Origin of the sequence: Providencia sp. PROV061 (assembly GCF_011045655.1) — a bacterium.
GTDB classification, from domain to species: Bacteria; Pseudomonadota; Gammaproteobacteria; order Enterobacterales; family Enterobacteriaceae; genus Providencia; species Providencia hangzhouensis.
Genome location: NZ_CP042861.1, coordinates 1,513,025 through 1,526,923, shown reverse-complemented (window position 1 = coordinate 1,526,923; position 13,899 = coordinate 1,513,025). Strand labels below are relative to the sequence as shown.

The 13,899-nt window shown below is 41.6% G+C and carries 13 protein-coding genes and 1 other RNA gene; 5 read left to right on the top strand and 9 right to left on the bottom strand.

Features of this window, described 5'->3' with window-relative positions; translation table 11 throughout:
- Positions 1-9: 9 nt before the first annotated feature.
- The gene (gene pepP, locus FVA72_RS06795) at positions 10-1,332 is read right to left on the bottom strand and encodes a Xaa-Pro aminopeptidase (protein ID WP_110592146.1); all 1,323 of its coding nucleotides are present in this window, start codon (positions 1,330-1,332) and stop codon (positions 10-12) included.
- A 199-nt stretch (positions 1,333-1,531) separates the two neighbouring features.
- The gene (locus tag FVA72_RS06790) at positions 1,532-2,116 is read right to left on the bottom strand and encodes a YecA family protein (protein WP_094962992.1); all 585 of its coding nucleotides are present in this window, start codon (positions 2,114-2,116) and stop codon (positions 1,532-1,534) included.
- Positions 2,117-2,255: 139 nt separating this feature from the next.
- Between FVA72_RS06790 and zapA the strand changes: the two genes are divergently transcribed.
- From zapA to FVA72_RS06775, 3 genes are all read left to right on the top strand, one after another.
- A complete protein-coding gene (gene zapA / locus FVA72_RS06785; RefSeq protein ID WP_004913067.1) occupies positions 2,256-2,585 on the top strand; it encodes a cell division protein ZapA in 330 nt (109 codons plus the stop codon).
- A 111-nt stretch (positions 2,586-2,696) separates the two neighbouring features.
- Positions 2,697-2,878: non-coding RNA, 6S RNA (gene ssrS, locus FVA72_RS06780), on the top strand.
- Positions 2,879-2,998: 120 nt separating this feature from the next.
- Positions 2,999-3,592 carry a 5-formyltetrahydrofolate cyclo-ligase gene (locus FVA72_RS06775; RefSeq protein ID WP_110592147.1) on the top strand — a complete coding sequence of 198 codons (594 nt, stop codon included), beginning with the start codon at positions 2,999-3,001 and terminating at the stop codon, positions 3,590-3,592.
- 38 nt (positions 3,593-3,630) lie between these two features.
- Here FVA72_RS06775 and serA read toward each other — a convergent pair whose 3' ends face one another.
- A complete protein-coding gene (gene serA / locus FVA72_RS06770) occupies positions 3,631-4,881 on the bottom strand; it encodes a phosphoglycerate dehydrogenase (protein WP_004261923.1) in 1,251 nt (416 codons plus the stop codon).
- Positions 4,882-5,494: 613 nt separating this feature from the next.
- On the bottom strand, positions 5,495-6,157 hold the full coding sequence (gene rpiA, locus FVA72_RS06765) for a ribose-5-phosphate isomerase RpiA (protein ID WP_110592148.1): 663 nt from the start codon (positions 6,155-6,157) through the stop codon (positions 5,495-5,497).
- A 203-nt stretch (positions 6,158-6,360) separates the two neighbouring features.
- Here rpiA and FVA72_RS06760 point away from each other — a divergent pair, with 203 nt between their 5' ends.
- Positions 6,361-7,272: a LysR family transcriptional regulator ArgP gene (locus tag FVA72_RS06760; protein WP_110592149.1), complete on the top strand. Its 912-nt coding sequence runs from the start codon at positions 6,361-6,363 to the stop codon at positions 7,270-7,272.
- On the opposite strand, the gene FVA72_RS06755 is transcribed toward FVA72_RS06760, so the two are convergent.
- The 4 genes from FVA72_RS06755 to FVA72_RS06740 form a co-directional block, all read right to left on the bottom strand.
- Positions 7,269-8,003 (bottom strand): oxidative stress defense protein, encoded by a 735-nt coding sequence (locus FVA72_RS06755; RefSeq protein WP_004261938.1) that lies wholly within the window; start codon positions 8,001-8,003, stop codon positions 7,269-7,271. The two genes, FVA72_RS06760 and FVA72_RS06755, sit on opposite strands and share 4 nt — an antisense overlap.
- Before the next feature lie 152 nt (positions 8,004-8,155).
- Entirely contained in the window at positions 8,156-8,791 is a 636-nt protein-coding gene (gene argO / locus FVA72_RS06750; protein ID WP_004261942.1) for an arginine exporter ArgO, read from the bottom strand.
- A 210-nt stretch (positions 8,792-9,001) separates the two neighbouring features.
- Positions 9,002-9,874, bottom strand: coding sequence for a small-conductance mechanosensitive channel MscS (gene mscS, locus FVA72_RS06745; RefSeq protein ID WP_004261945.1), 873 nt, complete (start codon positions 9,872-9,874; stop codon positions 9,002-9,004).
- A gap of 142 nt (positions 9,875-10,016) precedes the next feature.
- The gene (locus FVA72_RS06740) at positions 10,017-10,382 is read right to left on the bottom strand and encodes a YacL family protein (protein WP_004261949.1); all 366 of its coding nucleotides are present in this window, start codon (positions 10,380-10,382) and stop codon (positions 10,017-10,019) included.
- Positions 10,383-10,572: 190 nt separating this feature from the next.
- On the opposite strand from FVA72_RS06740, the gene FVA72_RS06735 reads away from it, so the two are divergent.
- A complete protein-coding gene (locus tag FVA72_RS06735) occupies positions 10,573-10,950 on the top strand; it encodes a VOC family protein (RefSeq protein WP_004261953.1) in 378 nt (125 codons plus the stop codon).
- Between the two features lie 62 nt (positions 10,951-11,012).
- Here the strand turns inward: FVA72_RS06735 and acnB are convergent, their stop codons facing one another.
- Positions 11,013-13,610 carry a bifunctional aconitate hydratase 2/2-methylisocitrate dehydratase gene (gene acnB, locus FVA72_RS06730; RefSeq protein ID WP_096863178.1) on the bottom strand — a complete coding sequence of 866 codons (2,598 nt, stop codon included), beginning with the start codon at positions 13,608-13,610 and terminating at the stop codon, positions 11,013-11,015.
- Between the last annotated feature and the right edge of the window lie 289 nt (positions 13,611-13,899).

Sequence of the window (13,899 nt, the reverse complement as noted above, 5' to 3'; positions counted from 1 at the left end):
GACTGACAGCTACCCTAAATTGTGCGTTGCTGCCACCATTAGGGCTTCAATTTCATCAGGGTCTTTCACGACTAAATCTGTTAAGTTTTCATTTCCGTTTTCGGTGATAACAATATCATCTTCGATACGTACACCAATTCCGCGATATTGTGGTGGCACATCGGCATCTGGAGCAATATATAAACCAGGCTCAACAGTTAATACCATCCCCACTTCAAGTGTACGGTCGCGGTCTGTGCCATAAAAACCTACATCATGTACATCTAACCCTAACCAATGACTTAAACCATGCATAAAGAATGGCTGATATGCTTTGTTTTCGATCAATTGATCCACATCGCCTTGTAAAATTCCAAGTGCGACGAGACCTTCTGTTTTGATACGAACAATTTCACGAGTCACCTCATGAATACTGGTTCCCGGGCGGTATAGCTCTAACGCGGTATTTAACGCTTTAAGGACGATATCGTAAATTTCACGTTGCGCTTGGCTAAATTTGCCATTTACTGGGAAAGTACGCGTGATATCCCCTGCATAGCCTTCAAATTCTGCCCCCGCATCAATCAAGACTAATTCGCCATCCTTCATTAGGCTCTCATTTTCGGTGTAATGCAAAATACAGGCATTTTCACCACTACCCACAATGGAATTGTACGAAGGGAAACGTGCACCATGGCGAGTAAACTCATGTTCTAACTCACCACAAAGTTGGTATTCATACATATTAGGTCGGCAAGTTTCCATGGCTCTAACGTGTGCGAGAGCAGAAATTCGCCCAGCCATACGCAGAGTATTAATTTCTTCTTCTGACTTAAATAAGCGCATTTCATGGACAATCGGCCGCCAATCTACCAATGTTTGTGGCGCTCGTAAGTGACGGCGGCTGCCTTTACGTAAAATATCTAAAGCATCAAATACTAATTTATCGGCATAGGCAAACTCCCCCTGTGCATGATAAACCACATCGAGGCCGTTCAATAATTGATAAAGTTGTTCTTCTATTTCATTGAAAGGTAACGCTTTGTCGATACCTAACTTTTCAGGTGCGGCGTCTTGGCCAAGGCGGCGACCAAACCAAATTTCAGCAGTTAAATCACGAACACGGTTAAAAAGAACAGAATGGCTATGTTTTTCATCGCTCTTAATCAACACTAATACGGCTTCAGGTTCGCTAAACCCCGTCAAATAAAGGAAATCACTGTGTTGACGGTACGGGTATTCGCAATCCGCATTACGCTGCGCAGGAGGCGCTGAGAAAATAATTGCTGCACTGCCTGGTTGCATTTGAGCCAATAATGCATTGCGACGAGAAATAAATTCCTGTTTATTCATACCGTTTTTGCCTTATTATCAGAATAATTAGATTGCTGAATATATTGCTTGTGTTTAACCAATCACATAGCAACATACACTGGCGAAATGACTTAAAACTGGATACACCCCGTTTTCAAGCACTTAATTTTATCAATAATATAATATCGTCCGATAAAGTTAAGTGGCTTTGAAAACTCACGTTACACGTTAAAAGAAACTAATGAAGAACTGGCTTATCATTTTCCACTGCGGTTGGGCCTTGGCCTTTAGTTGGCTCAATCAATGCAATGTAACATAATTGCACCGCCACCCTGACATACTCCACCACTTCTTCTAACGCTTGCTCGAGTTCTTCTTGGTCTTCGTCTTCATCATAACCAAGCATACCAATATTGCGTAAATCTGTGATAACCTCGCTTATCTCTTTTTTATCAGCCAGTTTCGGTTGTGTAACACCAACACCTAATAAAAAGTGATTTACCCAGCCAGCTAGCGCATCAGCATGGTCAAAAACAGAAGCGTCTTCGTCAGGAAATAGCATAGTAAATGCAAACTCGCTATCATCAAGTGCTTCAAACGTGGTATCAAAAAGTTCTCGCAGTGGCTGTGAAACGGTTTGTGGAAAAGCTAAACCATCGTTAGCAAGGTCATGGACTAACGTTTGCCAGCTTTGGTCACGTCCCCCACCACAGATCAACCCGGTTATTAGACCATGGATCTCCGCGGCAGTAAGTGCGATTGAGTGCTGTTGCAGTAGTTTGTCCAGTGATTCATAGTTTGGTAAAGATTTTTGTATAGACATCTGAATTCGTCATGTTAGCTTATGATTCGTGATATGCTACCATCAAGGATAGCCGCTAGACCAGTATGCTTTTGTCTTATCTATTAATTGCGCCAAATATGATGTATTTATGGCGAGTATTATTCAGTATGGAGGTATCATGTCCGCACAACCTGTCGACATCCAGATTTTCGGGCGTTCAATGCGAGTTAACTGCCCATCAGAACAAAAAGAAGCCCTTCTTGAGTCGGCTAAAGAATTAGAACAACGCTTGCAAAATCTGAAAGATAGAAGCGGTGTGACCAATATGGAACAACTTATTTTTATCGTAGCATTGAACGTCTGTCACGAATTAGCACAAGAAAAGACAAAAACACGTGATTATGCTTATAATATGGAAGAGAAAATAAAAATGTTGCAGCACACAATCGAACAAGCGTTGCACGATCAGGTGAAAATTACTGAGAGGCAGGTATTGCCCTTAGAGTAAATCTGCTTATTAATCAGACACTAGTAGAAAAAAATATACAAAATTAAGGTTGCATTTTAAATCTAGTTTCGTACAATGAAATCACTGAGTAACGATAAGTTCTCAAACCAAATTTCTCTGAGATGCGCGTGAGTGGGCGAGTCCCCTGAGCCGATATTTCAACTAAATAGAATGTGGTTATGGCGCTGGTGAGCATGCCTGATTCGCTCAGGAAGCCTAAAGGTTGCTAAACTGCGTTCACCTTGAACCAAGGGTTCAAGGGTTACAGCCTACAACGGCATCTTGGAGACCCTCAATTAAGTTCCTGCTTATTTTTCATTTGTTTTCTACATAACCTTTCATCTTGCGATATACTTTAAGTAATTTACTTTCTTGGTTAACTGTTTTTTATCGCATATATAACAGGTTATCACATGCAAGACTCCCTCTCGACCCAACGCCAGCAGGTACGTCAAACAATCCGCCAAGCACGTCGTCAATTAAGCGCTCAGCAGCAATATGACGCTGCGGAACAACTCATGCATAATGCATTAAACCACCCGAAAATAGCACAAGCCAACACGATTGCTTTGTTTCTTTCTTTTGATGGCGAAATTGATACTAAACCGCTTATTCAGGCGCTCTGGGCTGAAGGCAAACAAGTCTATCTCCCTGTTTTACATCCTTTTAGTCGTCACCATTTATTATTTCTTCACTATCGCCCCGATAGTCAACTCGTTAAAAACCGATTTAATATTGATGAACCACCGCTTGATGTTAGAGATGTGCTACCACTTGAGAAACTGGATATCATGCTTATCCCATTAGTGGCATTTGATATTCAAGGGCAACGGTTAGGTATGGGAGGTGGGTTCTATGATAGGACTCTAGCAAATTGGCAAAAAACCGGTTTTTATCCAATTGGCCTTGCCCATAATTGTCAGCAAGTAGAAAAACTCCCCATCGCACACTGGGATGTTCCTTTACCCGAAATTATTACGCCGCAAAAAATATGGCGCTGGTCATAAACACCCGCGCCATTATTTCACACAATTTTTAGCGTAACTTAGAACAGTAAACGCGCACGAATGGTTCCAGGCAAATCTTTTAATTTCTGGAGTGCTTCATCTGTTTGGTTTGGCGTTTGCATTAATACATCAATAACCACATAACCTACGTTGCCTGATGTACGTAAATACTGGCCAACAACGTTAATGTTATTTTCAGTGAATACTTGGTTGATGCTGTTCAAAATACCTGGACGGTTTTCATGAATATGCAAGAAACGGTTGGTATCTTCAGTATGGACAGGCAGGGAAACTTCGGGGAAGTTAACCGCAGATAGTGTTGAACCATTATCTGAGTATTTCGCCAACTTACTAGCCACTTCTAACCCAATATTTTCTTGAGCTTCTTCTGTAGAGCCCCCAATGTGCGGCGTTAAAATCACATTATCGAACTTAATTAATTCAGAGATAAATGGGTCATTAGGGTCATTATTTGCAGCTGGCTCACTTGGGAATACGTCCACCGCAGCACCTGATAAATGCTTGCTTTCCAACGCGGCTGCCAGTGAAGGAATATCCACAACTGTTCCACGTGATGCGTTAATGAAAATAGAACCAGGCTTCATACGGTCGAATTGTTCTTTAGCAAACATATTCTTCGTACTTGGGGTCTCAGGGACATGTAAGCTAACCACATCGCTCATATTCAGAAGTTCAGTTAAAGAACGAACTTGAGTTGCATTACCTAATGGTAGTTTGTTTTCAATATCATAGAAGAAAACATTCATACCGATACCCTCAGCTAAGATCCCTAACTGAGTACCAATGTGGCCATATCCAACAATACCAAGACGCTTACCGCGTGCTTCAAAACAGCCTTTCGCTTGTTTTTCCCAAATACCACGGTGGGCTTGCATATTCGCTTCAGGAATACGACGCAGTAAAAGTAATAATTGGCCTAATACCATTTCTGCAACGGAACGTGTATTCGAAAATGGTGCGTTAAATACAGGGATACCGCGTTTTGCCGCAGCATCTAAATCAACTTGGTTGGTGCCGATACAAAAGCAACCCACTGCAACAAGTTTTTCTGCTGCTGCAAAAATTTCTTCAGTAAGATGAGTACGGGAACGGATACCTACAAAACGTGCATCTTTAATCGCTTCTTTTAATTCTTCGTCGGATAACGCACTTTTGTGATATTCAATATTGGTGTAGCCCGCAGCTTTTAAGTTATCAACCGCACTTTGGTGCACACCTTCTAGCAGTAAAAATTTAATTTTGTCTTTTTGCAAAGATACCTTAACCATTTCCCTACCCTATCGTGAACGTACTTAAGATTTATAACAGATGAACATATGTGTTTGCCTAACATAGCTCAAGAGAGATGACATCCATCTACCTTGAGCTATGAAGCGTATACCAACATAGCAAAAAATAGCGCAGTAGCAATACAACCGTTTGCTTAATGGATGCTAAAAAGCGCGAAGAAAAAGAAGTTAAATGGTAGAAAATCAGGGGTGATAACACAAAATAAGGATTTTTCCTGCACAATGCCTATTTGTGTGAGATATATCACCAAAATAGCTAGATATTAAAAAAAATAAAATAAATTTCAAATTGGTGATATTAATAAAACTGGTTAATTAATTTAGCTTCTATCAAATCATAAACTAATGACAAAATACCAGTAAGACAAAAAAGCCAGCGGGTATAACTCCACTGGCTTCAGACTGCTGACAAACATATTATGTTTGGCGGCAAGTCGAATAGGTTTTGAAAATAAACTAGAAAAATCAATTTATTGATTTTCGGCTGATAACACAAAGCGGGAAAAACCACGCTTTTATCCCGCTTTGTCAACAACCTCAAGCCAGTGGGTATAACTCCACTGGCTTATTAAAAAATTGAATACGATATAGATTATAACTTGATGGTTTTAACGCCTTCGTTTGCAGTTCCCATCAAGACGACGTCTGCACCACGATTCGCGAATAACCCAACGGTCACAACACCTGCAATCCCATTAATGGTATTTTCTAATGCCACTGGGTCAATAATATTTAAATTATGGACATCTAAAATCACATTACCGTTATCTGTAATCACATTTTGACGGTACTCTGGCGTGCCACCCAGTTTAACCAATTCACGTGCCACATAGCTACGCGCCATTGGGATCACTTCAACAGGCAGAGGGAATTTACCTAACACATCAACTAACTTAGATTCGTCAACGATACAAACAAAGGTTTTTGCAATTGCAGAAACAATTTTTTCACGTGTTAATGCCGCACCACCGCCTTTGATCATATTCAGGTGATGGTCAACTTCATCAGCACCATCAACATAAACATCTAAGGAATCCACTTCATTGCAATCAAATACCGTAATACCCAATGATTTTAATTTTTGAGTTGATGCTTCTGAACTTGATACCGCACCTTCTATTTGACCTTTCATTGTTGCTAATGCATCAATGAAGTGTGAAGCCGTCGAGCCCGTTCCAACACCAACAATAGTGCCCGGTTTTACGTAATCAAGTGCTGCCCAACCTACCGTTTTTTTTAATTCGTCCTGAGTCATGCTCATGCCTTTTAAGATTTAATTGAGTCGTGATTAAGGTTATTAATAACTAGTATATACCGGACACCCAATAAGTTGCAGCTTTGTTCGCTGTATTTGTGTCACGGTTCTTGGGATTTAGGCCACAACAATAATATTTTTAAGTGTTATTTGTAAAAATATGGCATAGTGCTTGGTAGAATAACAACAAGGAGATCTTTTTGATGAAGCGCCCTGACTATCGCGCATTACAAGCACTGGATGCCGTTATCCGTGAACGCGGCTTTGAGCGCGCAGCTCAAAAGCTCTGCATCACGCAATCTGCTGTGTCACAACGTATAAAGCAGTTAGAAAACCTATTTGGGCAGCCACTACTTGTGCGTACCGTTCCGCCACACCCAACTGAACAAGGGCAAAAACTGCTAGCATTGCTTCATCAAGTCGAATTGTTAGAAGAACAATGGTTAGGTGATGAAAATAGTGGCTCCACCCCTTTATTGCTCTCACTTGCCGTCAACGCCGACAGCTTGGCAACTTGGTTTCTTCCAGCCCTAAACCCTGTATTAGGCAACAGCCCTATTCGGCTAAATATTCAGGTAGAAGATGAAACTCGAACTCAAGAACGTTTAAGACGTGGTGAAGTGGTAGGCGCTATCAGTATTCAACCCCAAGCCTTACCGGGTTGCTTGGTCGATAAACTTGGCGCACTAGACTATATTTTTGTCGCGTCACCTGGCTTTGCAGCGAAATATTTCCCCGATGGGGTGACTCGCTCTTCGTTATTAAAAGCGCCTGCGGTTGCTTTCGACCATTTAGACGATATGCACCAAGCGTTTGTGCAACAAAACTTTGGGTTGTCGCCCGGCAGTGTTCCATGCCATATCGTGAACTCCTCAGAGGCCTTTGTACAGTTAGCGAAACAGGGCTCTACCTGCTGTATGATCCCACATTTGCAGATAGCAAGTGAATTAGCGAATGGTGAGTTGGTTGATTTAACGCCAGGGCTATGTCAGCGACGCATGCTTTATTGGCACCGCTTCGCACCTGAAAGCCGTACGATGAAAAAAGTGACTGACGCCCTATTAAAAACTGGGCGCCAGATGTTAAAACAAGAAGATGAACCCGCAAAAGACTAGCGTTTTAATTCAAATACCACATCAACTTGGTCATTAAAATCAATACTCTGTTGTTCATAAGTCTCATCAATCTTGAGGTCTTGAGCAACAGAGGCTTTCATCGCCCCACCATAATTTCTTGTTGCCATTGGATATGGCACCGCAGCTGGCGCATTATAGTTAATGCTATACACTGGGCCTAACTGAACATTAAAGCCTTTCGCTAAGAGATTAGCTTGTTCTGTCGCATTTTTAATCGCTTGAGACCGTGCTTCATCACGATACTGTTGCGGATTAGCCACACCAAACTGTACTGAGTTGATTTCATTGAGACCTGCGGCTAAAGCACCATCTAACAAGACATTAAGTTGGTCTAATTTCTTCACTTTCACTTCAACAGAACGTGTTGCCGTGTAGCCTTCGATGGTTGATTTTTGTTTCACACTACTGTAATCATATTTAGGCTGAGTTCGCACATTTGCTGCATTAATATCTTCTTTTTCAATACCATTTTTCTTAAGAAACTCAAAATACTCCGCAACTCGCTTATCGACCCCGGCTTTCGCAGCCGCCGCATCTTTAGCAGTCACTTCCACCTGAATATTCAGCGTCGCCATATCAGGTGTCGCTTTCACTATTGCATTACCCGAGGTGGTAATATGTGGACCATTAGGCAACGGGTCAGCCAATGACATGGTAGGAACCGCAGCACCTGCTACCATCGCAGCTAAAACTAAAGATTTTAATTTCACAGAACCTCCCAAGGCAATTATTTATCGCTAAAAAAGGGATAATTGGTAATAAACTATCCCTGAGCTCAATTTAACAGTAACACATGAAACAAAAAGTACAGTCAGAATAATGAGAAATTAAACGTTATTGCTTGTCTGTTGAAGATATATTGTTATTGAGAAAGCAAACCTAGTCCTTTAAGCCCCTGTATAGCGAGTTGAAATGCAATAAACCACATCACGCTACCGACAAAAATGTTAATAATGCGCTGTGAACGCGGTTTATTTAACACGGGTGAAAACCAAGCTGCAAGTATCGCTAACGCAAAAAACCACACAAAAGAAGCCGTTAATGCTCCAGCCGTAAACCAAGGTCTCAGCTGGCTTTCTAATTGGCCTCCCACACTACCTAATACAACGAAGGTGTCTAAATAAACATGAGGATTCAGCCAAGTGACGGCAAATAATGTGACAATCACTTTCCATCTTGTGATAGCACGGCTTTCTGTTTGAAGTATGACCTCATCAGGGCTGAGTGCTGTCCGAAACGCACCATAGCCATACCATAGAAGAAATACTACGCCTGCCCATGTAATCAATTGCATTAATATTTCAGACTGGCTTAATAAAGCGCTCCCACCAAAAACACCTGCGATAATTAAAACGGTATCACTTAAAGCGCATAATAATGCACTCATTAAATGAAACTGCTTCCGGCTTCCTTGTTGTAAGACAAAAGCATTCTGCGGCCCTAAAGGTAATATCATCGCTGCACCCAACAGTGCACCCTGTAAATAGATCGAAAACATGCATTAATTCCAACTTTTTATTCAATTAATATGCATGAATATTAACGAGAAAAAATTATTAGTGGAAATGATTAAGTCTAATAGGTCATAAGTATCACTTATAACTAAAAACGGATCGGTAAGAAAAATATAGGAGTGAGAAATGAATAAGAGCCTATCGAAGACAGGCTCTTATTTTCAGTGAAACTGCTGAATATGACTTTCTAAATATTACTCGGCAGAATCTTGCTTGATAGGCGCATTTTGTTTATGAACATGAACATCCATTTGTGGGAATGGGATACCAATATTATGTTTATCCAATGCTCGCTTAAACTCTTCTAGCAAGTCCCAATACACAGGCCATGCATCACCATTGGTGGTCCAAAAACGCACTAAATAATTTAATGACGATGGTGCCATATCATGTAAACGGATAGTAACGCCTTTAGCATGCTGAATACGGCTATCTGCGGCGACGATATCACCTAATACTTTTTTCACCACATCAATATCAGAATCGTAAGCAACACCTACAATAATATCTTGACGACGGTTAGGCTCACGACTGGTATTAATAATGTTATCGGCAATGATCTTTCCATTAGGAATAACAATAATACGGTCATCTGCGGTTCTTAGCGTAGTTGAAAATATTTGTACATTTTGCACTGTACCTTCAACAGCACCGATTGAGACATACTCCCCCGCTTTTAGTGGCCTAAATACCACCAGCAACACACCTGCGGCAAAGTTACCCAGCGAGTTTTGTAATGCTAAGCCAACAGCTAAACCGGCCGCCCCCATTACCGCAATCACAGAGGCTGTTTGTACGCCAACTTTCCCTAATACAGCAATTAAGGTGAATGCAACAATGGTATAGCGCGCTATCGCTGATAAAAAGTCACTCACTGTTGAATCAATGCCTTTCATGGTCATCACGCGATGTAAACCACGCCCGACCCATTTTGCAATCATCATCCCGACAATCAAGATAACGATAGCAGACACGATATTCACAGCATACTGAACTAACAGATCTTGGTTCGCCACAAACCAATTCGTTGCATCATTCAACGCGCCTGTAACATCATCAGTATTCATATATATATGCCCTTTAGGATCCAATTATCAATATTAACCCCAACCAATAAATCTTTAACGAAACGTTTAATGGCTGGCCGTACATTGCAAATAATAGCGATGATTCATTAAAACACAAAACAAATCACTAAATAAAATTATTTTATCTATTTTCTATAACAAAAATTCGATAATCTTTTAGCATTAATAAGAAGTCATCAGTGCCGCAAAATGCAACACTTTCATTATCATAATAACTCATTCCTTCTTCCAACCCTTCAGTTTCAAATGATAATTGGTTGGCGCGGATCATCACTTCTTCATCATCAAGCAACAATGTATATTCGTGGCCAATAAGCTCCCATTGTTTTTCACTTCCTTTGATTTTTTCATAGTTTTCTTCAATAGCATCTAACAGACTAAGGTTATTTTTAACCTCTTCATTAAGCCAATATCCAATAGCCTCATGATCCATCGAGAATTTAGCGGAGATAGCTCCGGTGATATCTTGGAAAAATTGGTAGTCCATATGCAGTCCCTCTACTCTTGCGTTATTGAACCTAGTATAACGCGAGTCAAACCGCTTTGTTGAGAGGTATTACCAACAGAAAAAATAAAATTGAGTAAAGCACCGATTTCAACACATAAGCCACGTAATTCACTTAATATTAAATAAGAAAATAATTAAAATAGTCATAATTAAAACAATAGGAGCTCTAATGATCGATCGCTTAGACCATATAGTGCTAACCACAACTAACATTGATGCCTGCATTGACTTTTACCAACGGGTGTTAAAAATGGAAGTTATTACCTTTGGTGAACAGCGTTATGCGTTATGTTTTGGGAAGCAAAAAATCAATATTCACCAATATGGAAAAGAATTTGAACCCAAAGCCCACTTGCCTGTACCGGGTGCACTCGATTTATGTTTTATTAGTGATATACCGCTGTGTGACGTGCAAATGCATATTGAACAACAAGGTGTAAAAATTATTGAAGGGCCGGTGAATCGGACTGGTGCAACTGGAGCAATTAGATCTATTTACTTACGTGATGTCGATTTAAATTTAATCGAAATTTCTGAATATATTTAGCAAATACACCCAATTAAAAAAGGCCCCTAACATTAGGAGCCTCCGTTATTAATATTACCTTATTACACCGCTGTTTGGAAAATCACGCCATCCGCTTTTTCGGTATATTGTGATAACTGGTCAAAGTTCAGGTAACGGTATGTATCCGCCGCTGTTTCATCGACCTTATCCATAAACTGCAGATATTCTGCTGGCGTTGGTAAACGACCTAACAGAGAAGCTACCGCTGCCAGTTCTGCTGATGCGAGGTAAACATTCGCACCTGTTCCTAAACGGTTAGGGAAGTTACGCGTTGAAGTGGAAACGACTGTCGCCCCATCAGCTACACGTGCTTGGTTACCCATACACAGTGAACACCCTGGAACTTCAATTCGCGCACCACTCTTACCAAACACGCTGTAGTAACCTTCTTCGGTTAGTTGCGCTGCGTCCATCTTAGTTGGCGGCGCAACCCATAAACGTGTTGGTAATTGGCCTTTATGAGAATCCAATAACTTACCTGCTGCACGGAAGTGGCCAATGTTTGTCATACAAGAACCGATGAAGACCTCATCAATTTTCTCGTTTTGCACATCAGACAATAAACGTGCGTCATCTGGGTCATTTGGGGCACACAGAATTGGCTCTTTGATATCATTCAAGTCGATTTCAATCACTGCCGCGTATTCCGCATCTGCATCACCTTCCAGCAGTTGTGGATCCGCTAACCAGCTTTCCATTCCTTTGATACGGCGTTCGATAGTACGACGATCACCATAACCTTCGGCTATCATCCACTTTAATAGAACGATATTCGATTGCAGGTATTCGATAATTGGCGCTTTATCTAATTTGATAGTACAACCCGCCGCTGAACGCTCTGCTGACGCATCCGCTAATTCAAACGCTTGTTCGACTTTCAGCTCAGGTAAGCCTTCAATTTCTAAGATACGGCCAGAGAAAATGTTTTTCTTACCTTTTTTCTCTACGGTCAATAGGCCGTCTTTGATTGCATATAGCGGAATTGCATGAACAAGGTCACGTAAAGTGATACCCGGCTGCATTTCACCTTTAAAGCGAACCAATACTGACTCAGGCATATCCAGTGGCATAACCCCTGTCGCCGCAGCAAATGCGACTAAACCTGAACCCGCAGGGAATGAAATACCAATTGGGAAACGCGTATGTGAGTCACCACCTGTACCAACGGTATCTGGCAGTAACATACGGTTTAACCATGAGTGGATAATACCATCTCCCGGACGAAGAGAAACACCGCCACGGTTCATGATGAAATCAGGTAAGGTATGGTGTGTTGTCACATCAACAGGTTTTGGATACGCTGCTGTATGGCAGAATGACTGCATGACTAAATCTGCTGAGAAACCAAGGCAAGCTAGGTCTTTCAGTTCATCACGGGTCATCGGACCGGTTGTATCTTGTGAACCTACAGAGGTCATTTTTGGCTCACAATATTCGCCAGGGCGAATACCTGGGCGACCGCAAGCACGACCAACCATTTTTTGTGCTAATGAGAAACCACGGTTGCTTTGTGCAACGGATTTCGCGTGACGGAATACATCTGTCGCTTCTAAGCCCAGTGATTCACGTGCTTTATTGGTTAAACCACGGCCGATAATTAATGGAATACGACCACCCGCACGGACTTCGTCAATCAGCACATCTGTTTTTAATTCAAATGTTTCTAGTAGTTCACCGGTTTCGTGGTTACGAACTTCACCTTTAAATGGATAGATGTCGATCACATCGCCCATATTCAGTTTAGAAACATCCACTTCAATCGGTAATGCGCCCGCATCTTCCATCGTATTAAAGAAGATTGGTGCAATTTTGCCGCCTAATACCACCCCACCGCCACGTTTATTTGGTACAAATGGGATATCGTCCCCCATAAACCACAGCACGGAGTTAGTCGCTGATTTACGAGAAGAACCGGTACCGACGACATCTCCCACGTAAGCTAATGGGAAGCCTTTTTTATTTAATGCATCAATTTGCTTGATTGGACCAACATTACCCGCATCGTCTGGTTCAATACCATCGCGTGCGTTTTTCAGCATTGCTAACGCGTGTAATGGGATATCTGGACGTGACCATGCATCAGGCGCTGGCGATAAGTCATCTGTGTTAGTTTCACCCGTAACTTTGAACACAGTTACGGTCATTTTTTCAGCTAACGCAGGACGCTCTTTGAACCACTCGGCATCCGCCCATGATTCAATAACTTGTTTAGCGTGAACATTTCCCGCTTTCGCTTTTTCTTCTACGTCGTAGAAGTTATCAAACATCAGTAAGGTGTGGGAAAGTGCTTTAGCGGCGATTGGCGCCAGTTTTTCGTCATCCAACGCTTCAATTAGTGCGTGAATGTTATATCCACCCTGCATAGTACCTAACAGTTCAATGGCTTTTTCAGGGGAGATAAGAGAAGAGGAAGTTTCGCCTTTAGCTATCGCGGCTAAAAATCCAGCTTTTACGTACGCTGCTTCATCAACACCAGGGGGGACGCGGTTGGTCAGCAGGTCTAACAGGAAATCTTCTTCACCTTTGGGTGGGTTTTTGAGTAACTCTACCAGTGCAGCTACTTGTGACGCATCTAATGGCTTAGGGACAATCCCTTGAGCGGCACGCTCGGCTACGTGCTTACGGTATTCTTCTAGCACGACGTTCTCCTCGCTTCTTTGTTATTTATATACCCGGCTCTCTGCACCATACTGACAAAATTATCATCCGGTGCCAGGTCAGAGGAATTTGCTCGCATAATCTCAATGGCGGTAAAATTATGCCCAGCTTCGGGCGATCAGCATAGCAGAATTTAAACGTAATGTTAATTCATTCACAAGAAAGCAACATTTAACTACTAACTTTACGCCTTAACACTTCATTACTGGCTATTTTTCAGCTTAAGATACTATTAATCATCGTAAAACGCCGAAAAAACCATACTTTTTA

Bases quoted from the DNA above. Each gene is read 5' to 3' on its own strand.
- pepP (WP_110592146.1), bottom strand. From the start codon at position 1,332: ATGAATAAACAGGAATTTATTTCTCGTCGCAATGCATTATTGGCTCAA.
- FVA72_RS06790 (WP_094962992.1), bottom strand. From the start codon at position 2,116: ATGTCTATACAAAAATCTTTACCAAACTATGAATCACTGGACAAACTA.
- zapA (WP_004913067.1), top strand. From the start codon at position 2,256: ATGTCCGCACAACCTGTCGACATCCAGATTTTCGGGCGTTCAATGCGA.
- FVA72_RS06775 (WP_110592147.1), top strand. From the start codon at position 2,999: ATGCAAGACTCCCTCTCGACCCAACGCCAGCAGGTACGTCAAACAATC.
- serA (WP_004261923.1), bottom strand. From the start codon at position 4,881: ATGGTTAAGGTATCTTTGCAAAAAGACAAAATTAAATTTTTACTGCTA.
- rpiA (WP_110592148.1), bottom strand. From the start codon at position 6,157: ATGACTCAGGACGAATTAAAAAAAACGGTAGGTTGGGCAGCACTTGAT.
- FVA72_RS06760 (WP_110592149.1), top strand. From the start codon at position 6,361: ATGAAGCGCCCTGACTATCGCGCATTACAAGCACTGGATGCCGTTATC.
- argO (WP_004261942.1), bottom strand. From the start codon at position 8,791: ATGTTTTCGATCTATTTACAGGGTGCACTGTTGGGTGCAGCGATGATA.
- mscS (WP_004261945.1), bottom strand. From the start codon at position 9,874: ATGAATACTGATGATGTTACAGGCGCGTTGAATGATGCAACGAATTGG.
- FVA72_RS06740 (WP_004261949.1), bottom strand. From the start codon at position 10,382: ATGGACTACCAATTTTTCCAAGATATCACCGGAGCTATCTCCGCTAAA.
- FVA72_RS06735 (WP_004261953.1), top strand. From the start codon at position 10,573: ATGATCGATCGCTTAGACCATATAGTGCTAACCACAACTAACATTGAT.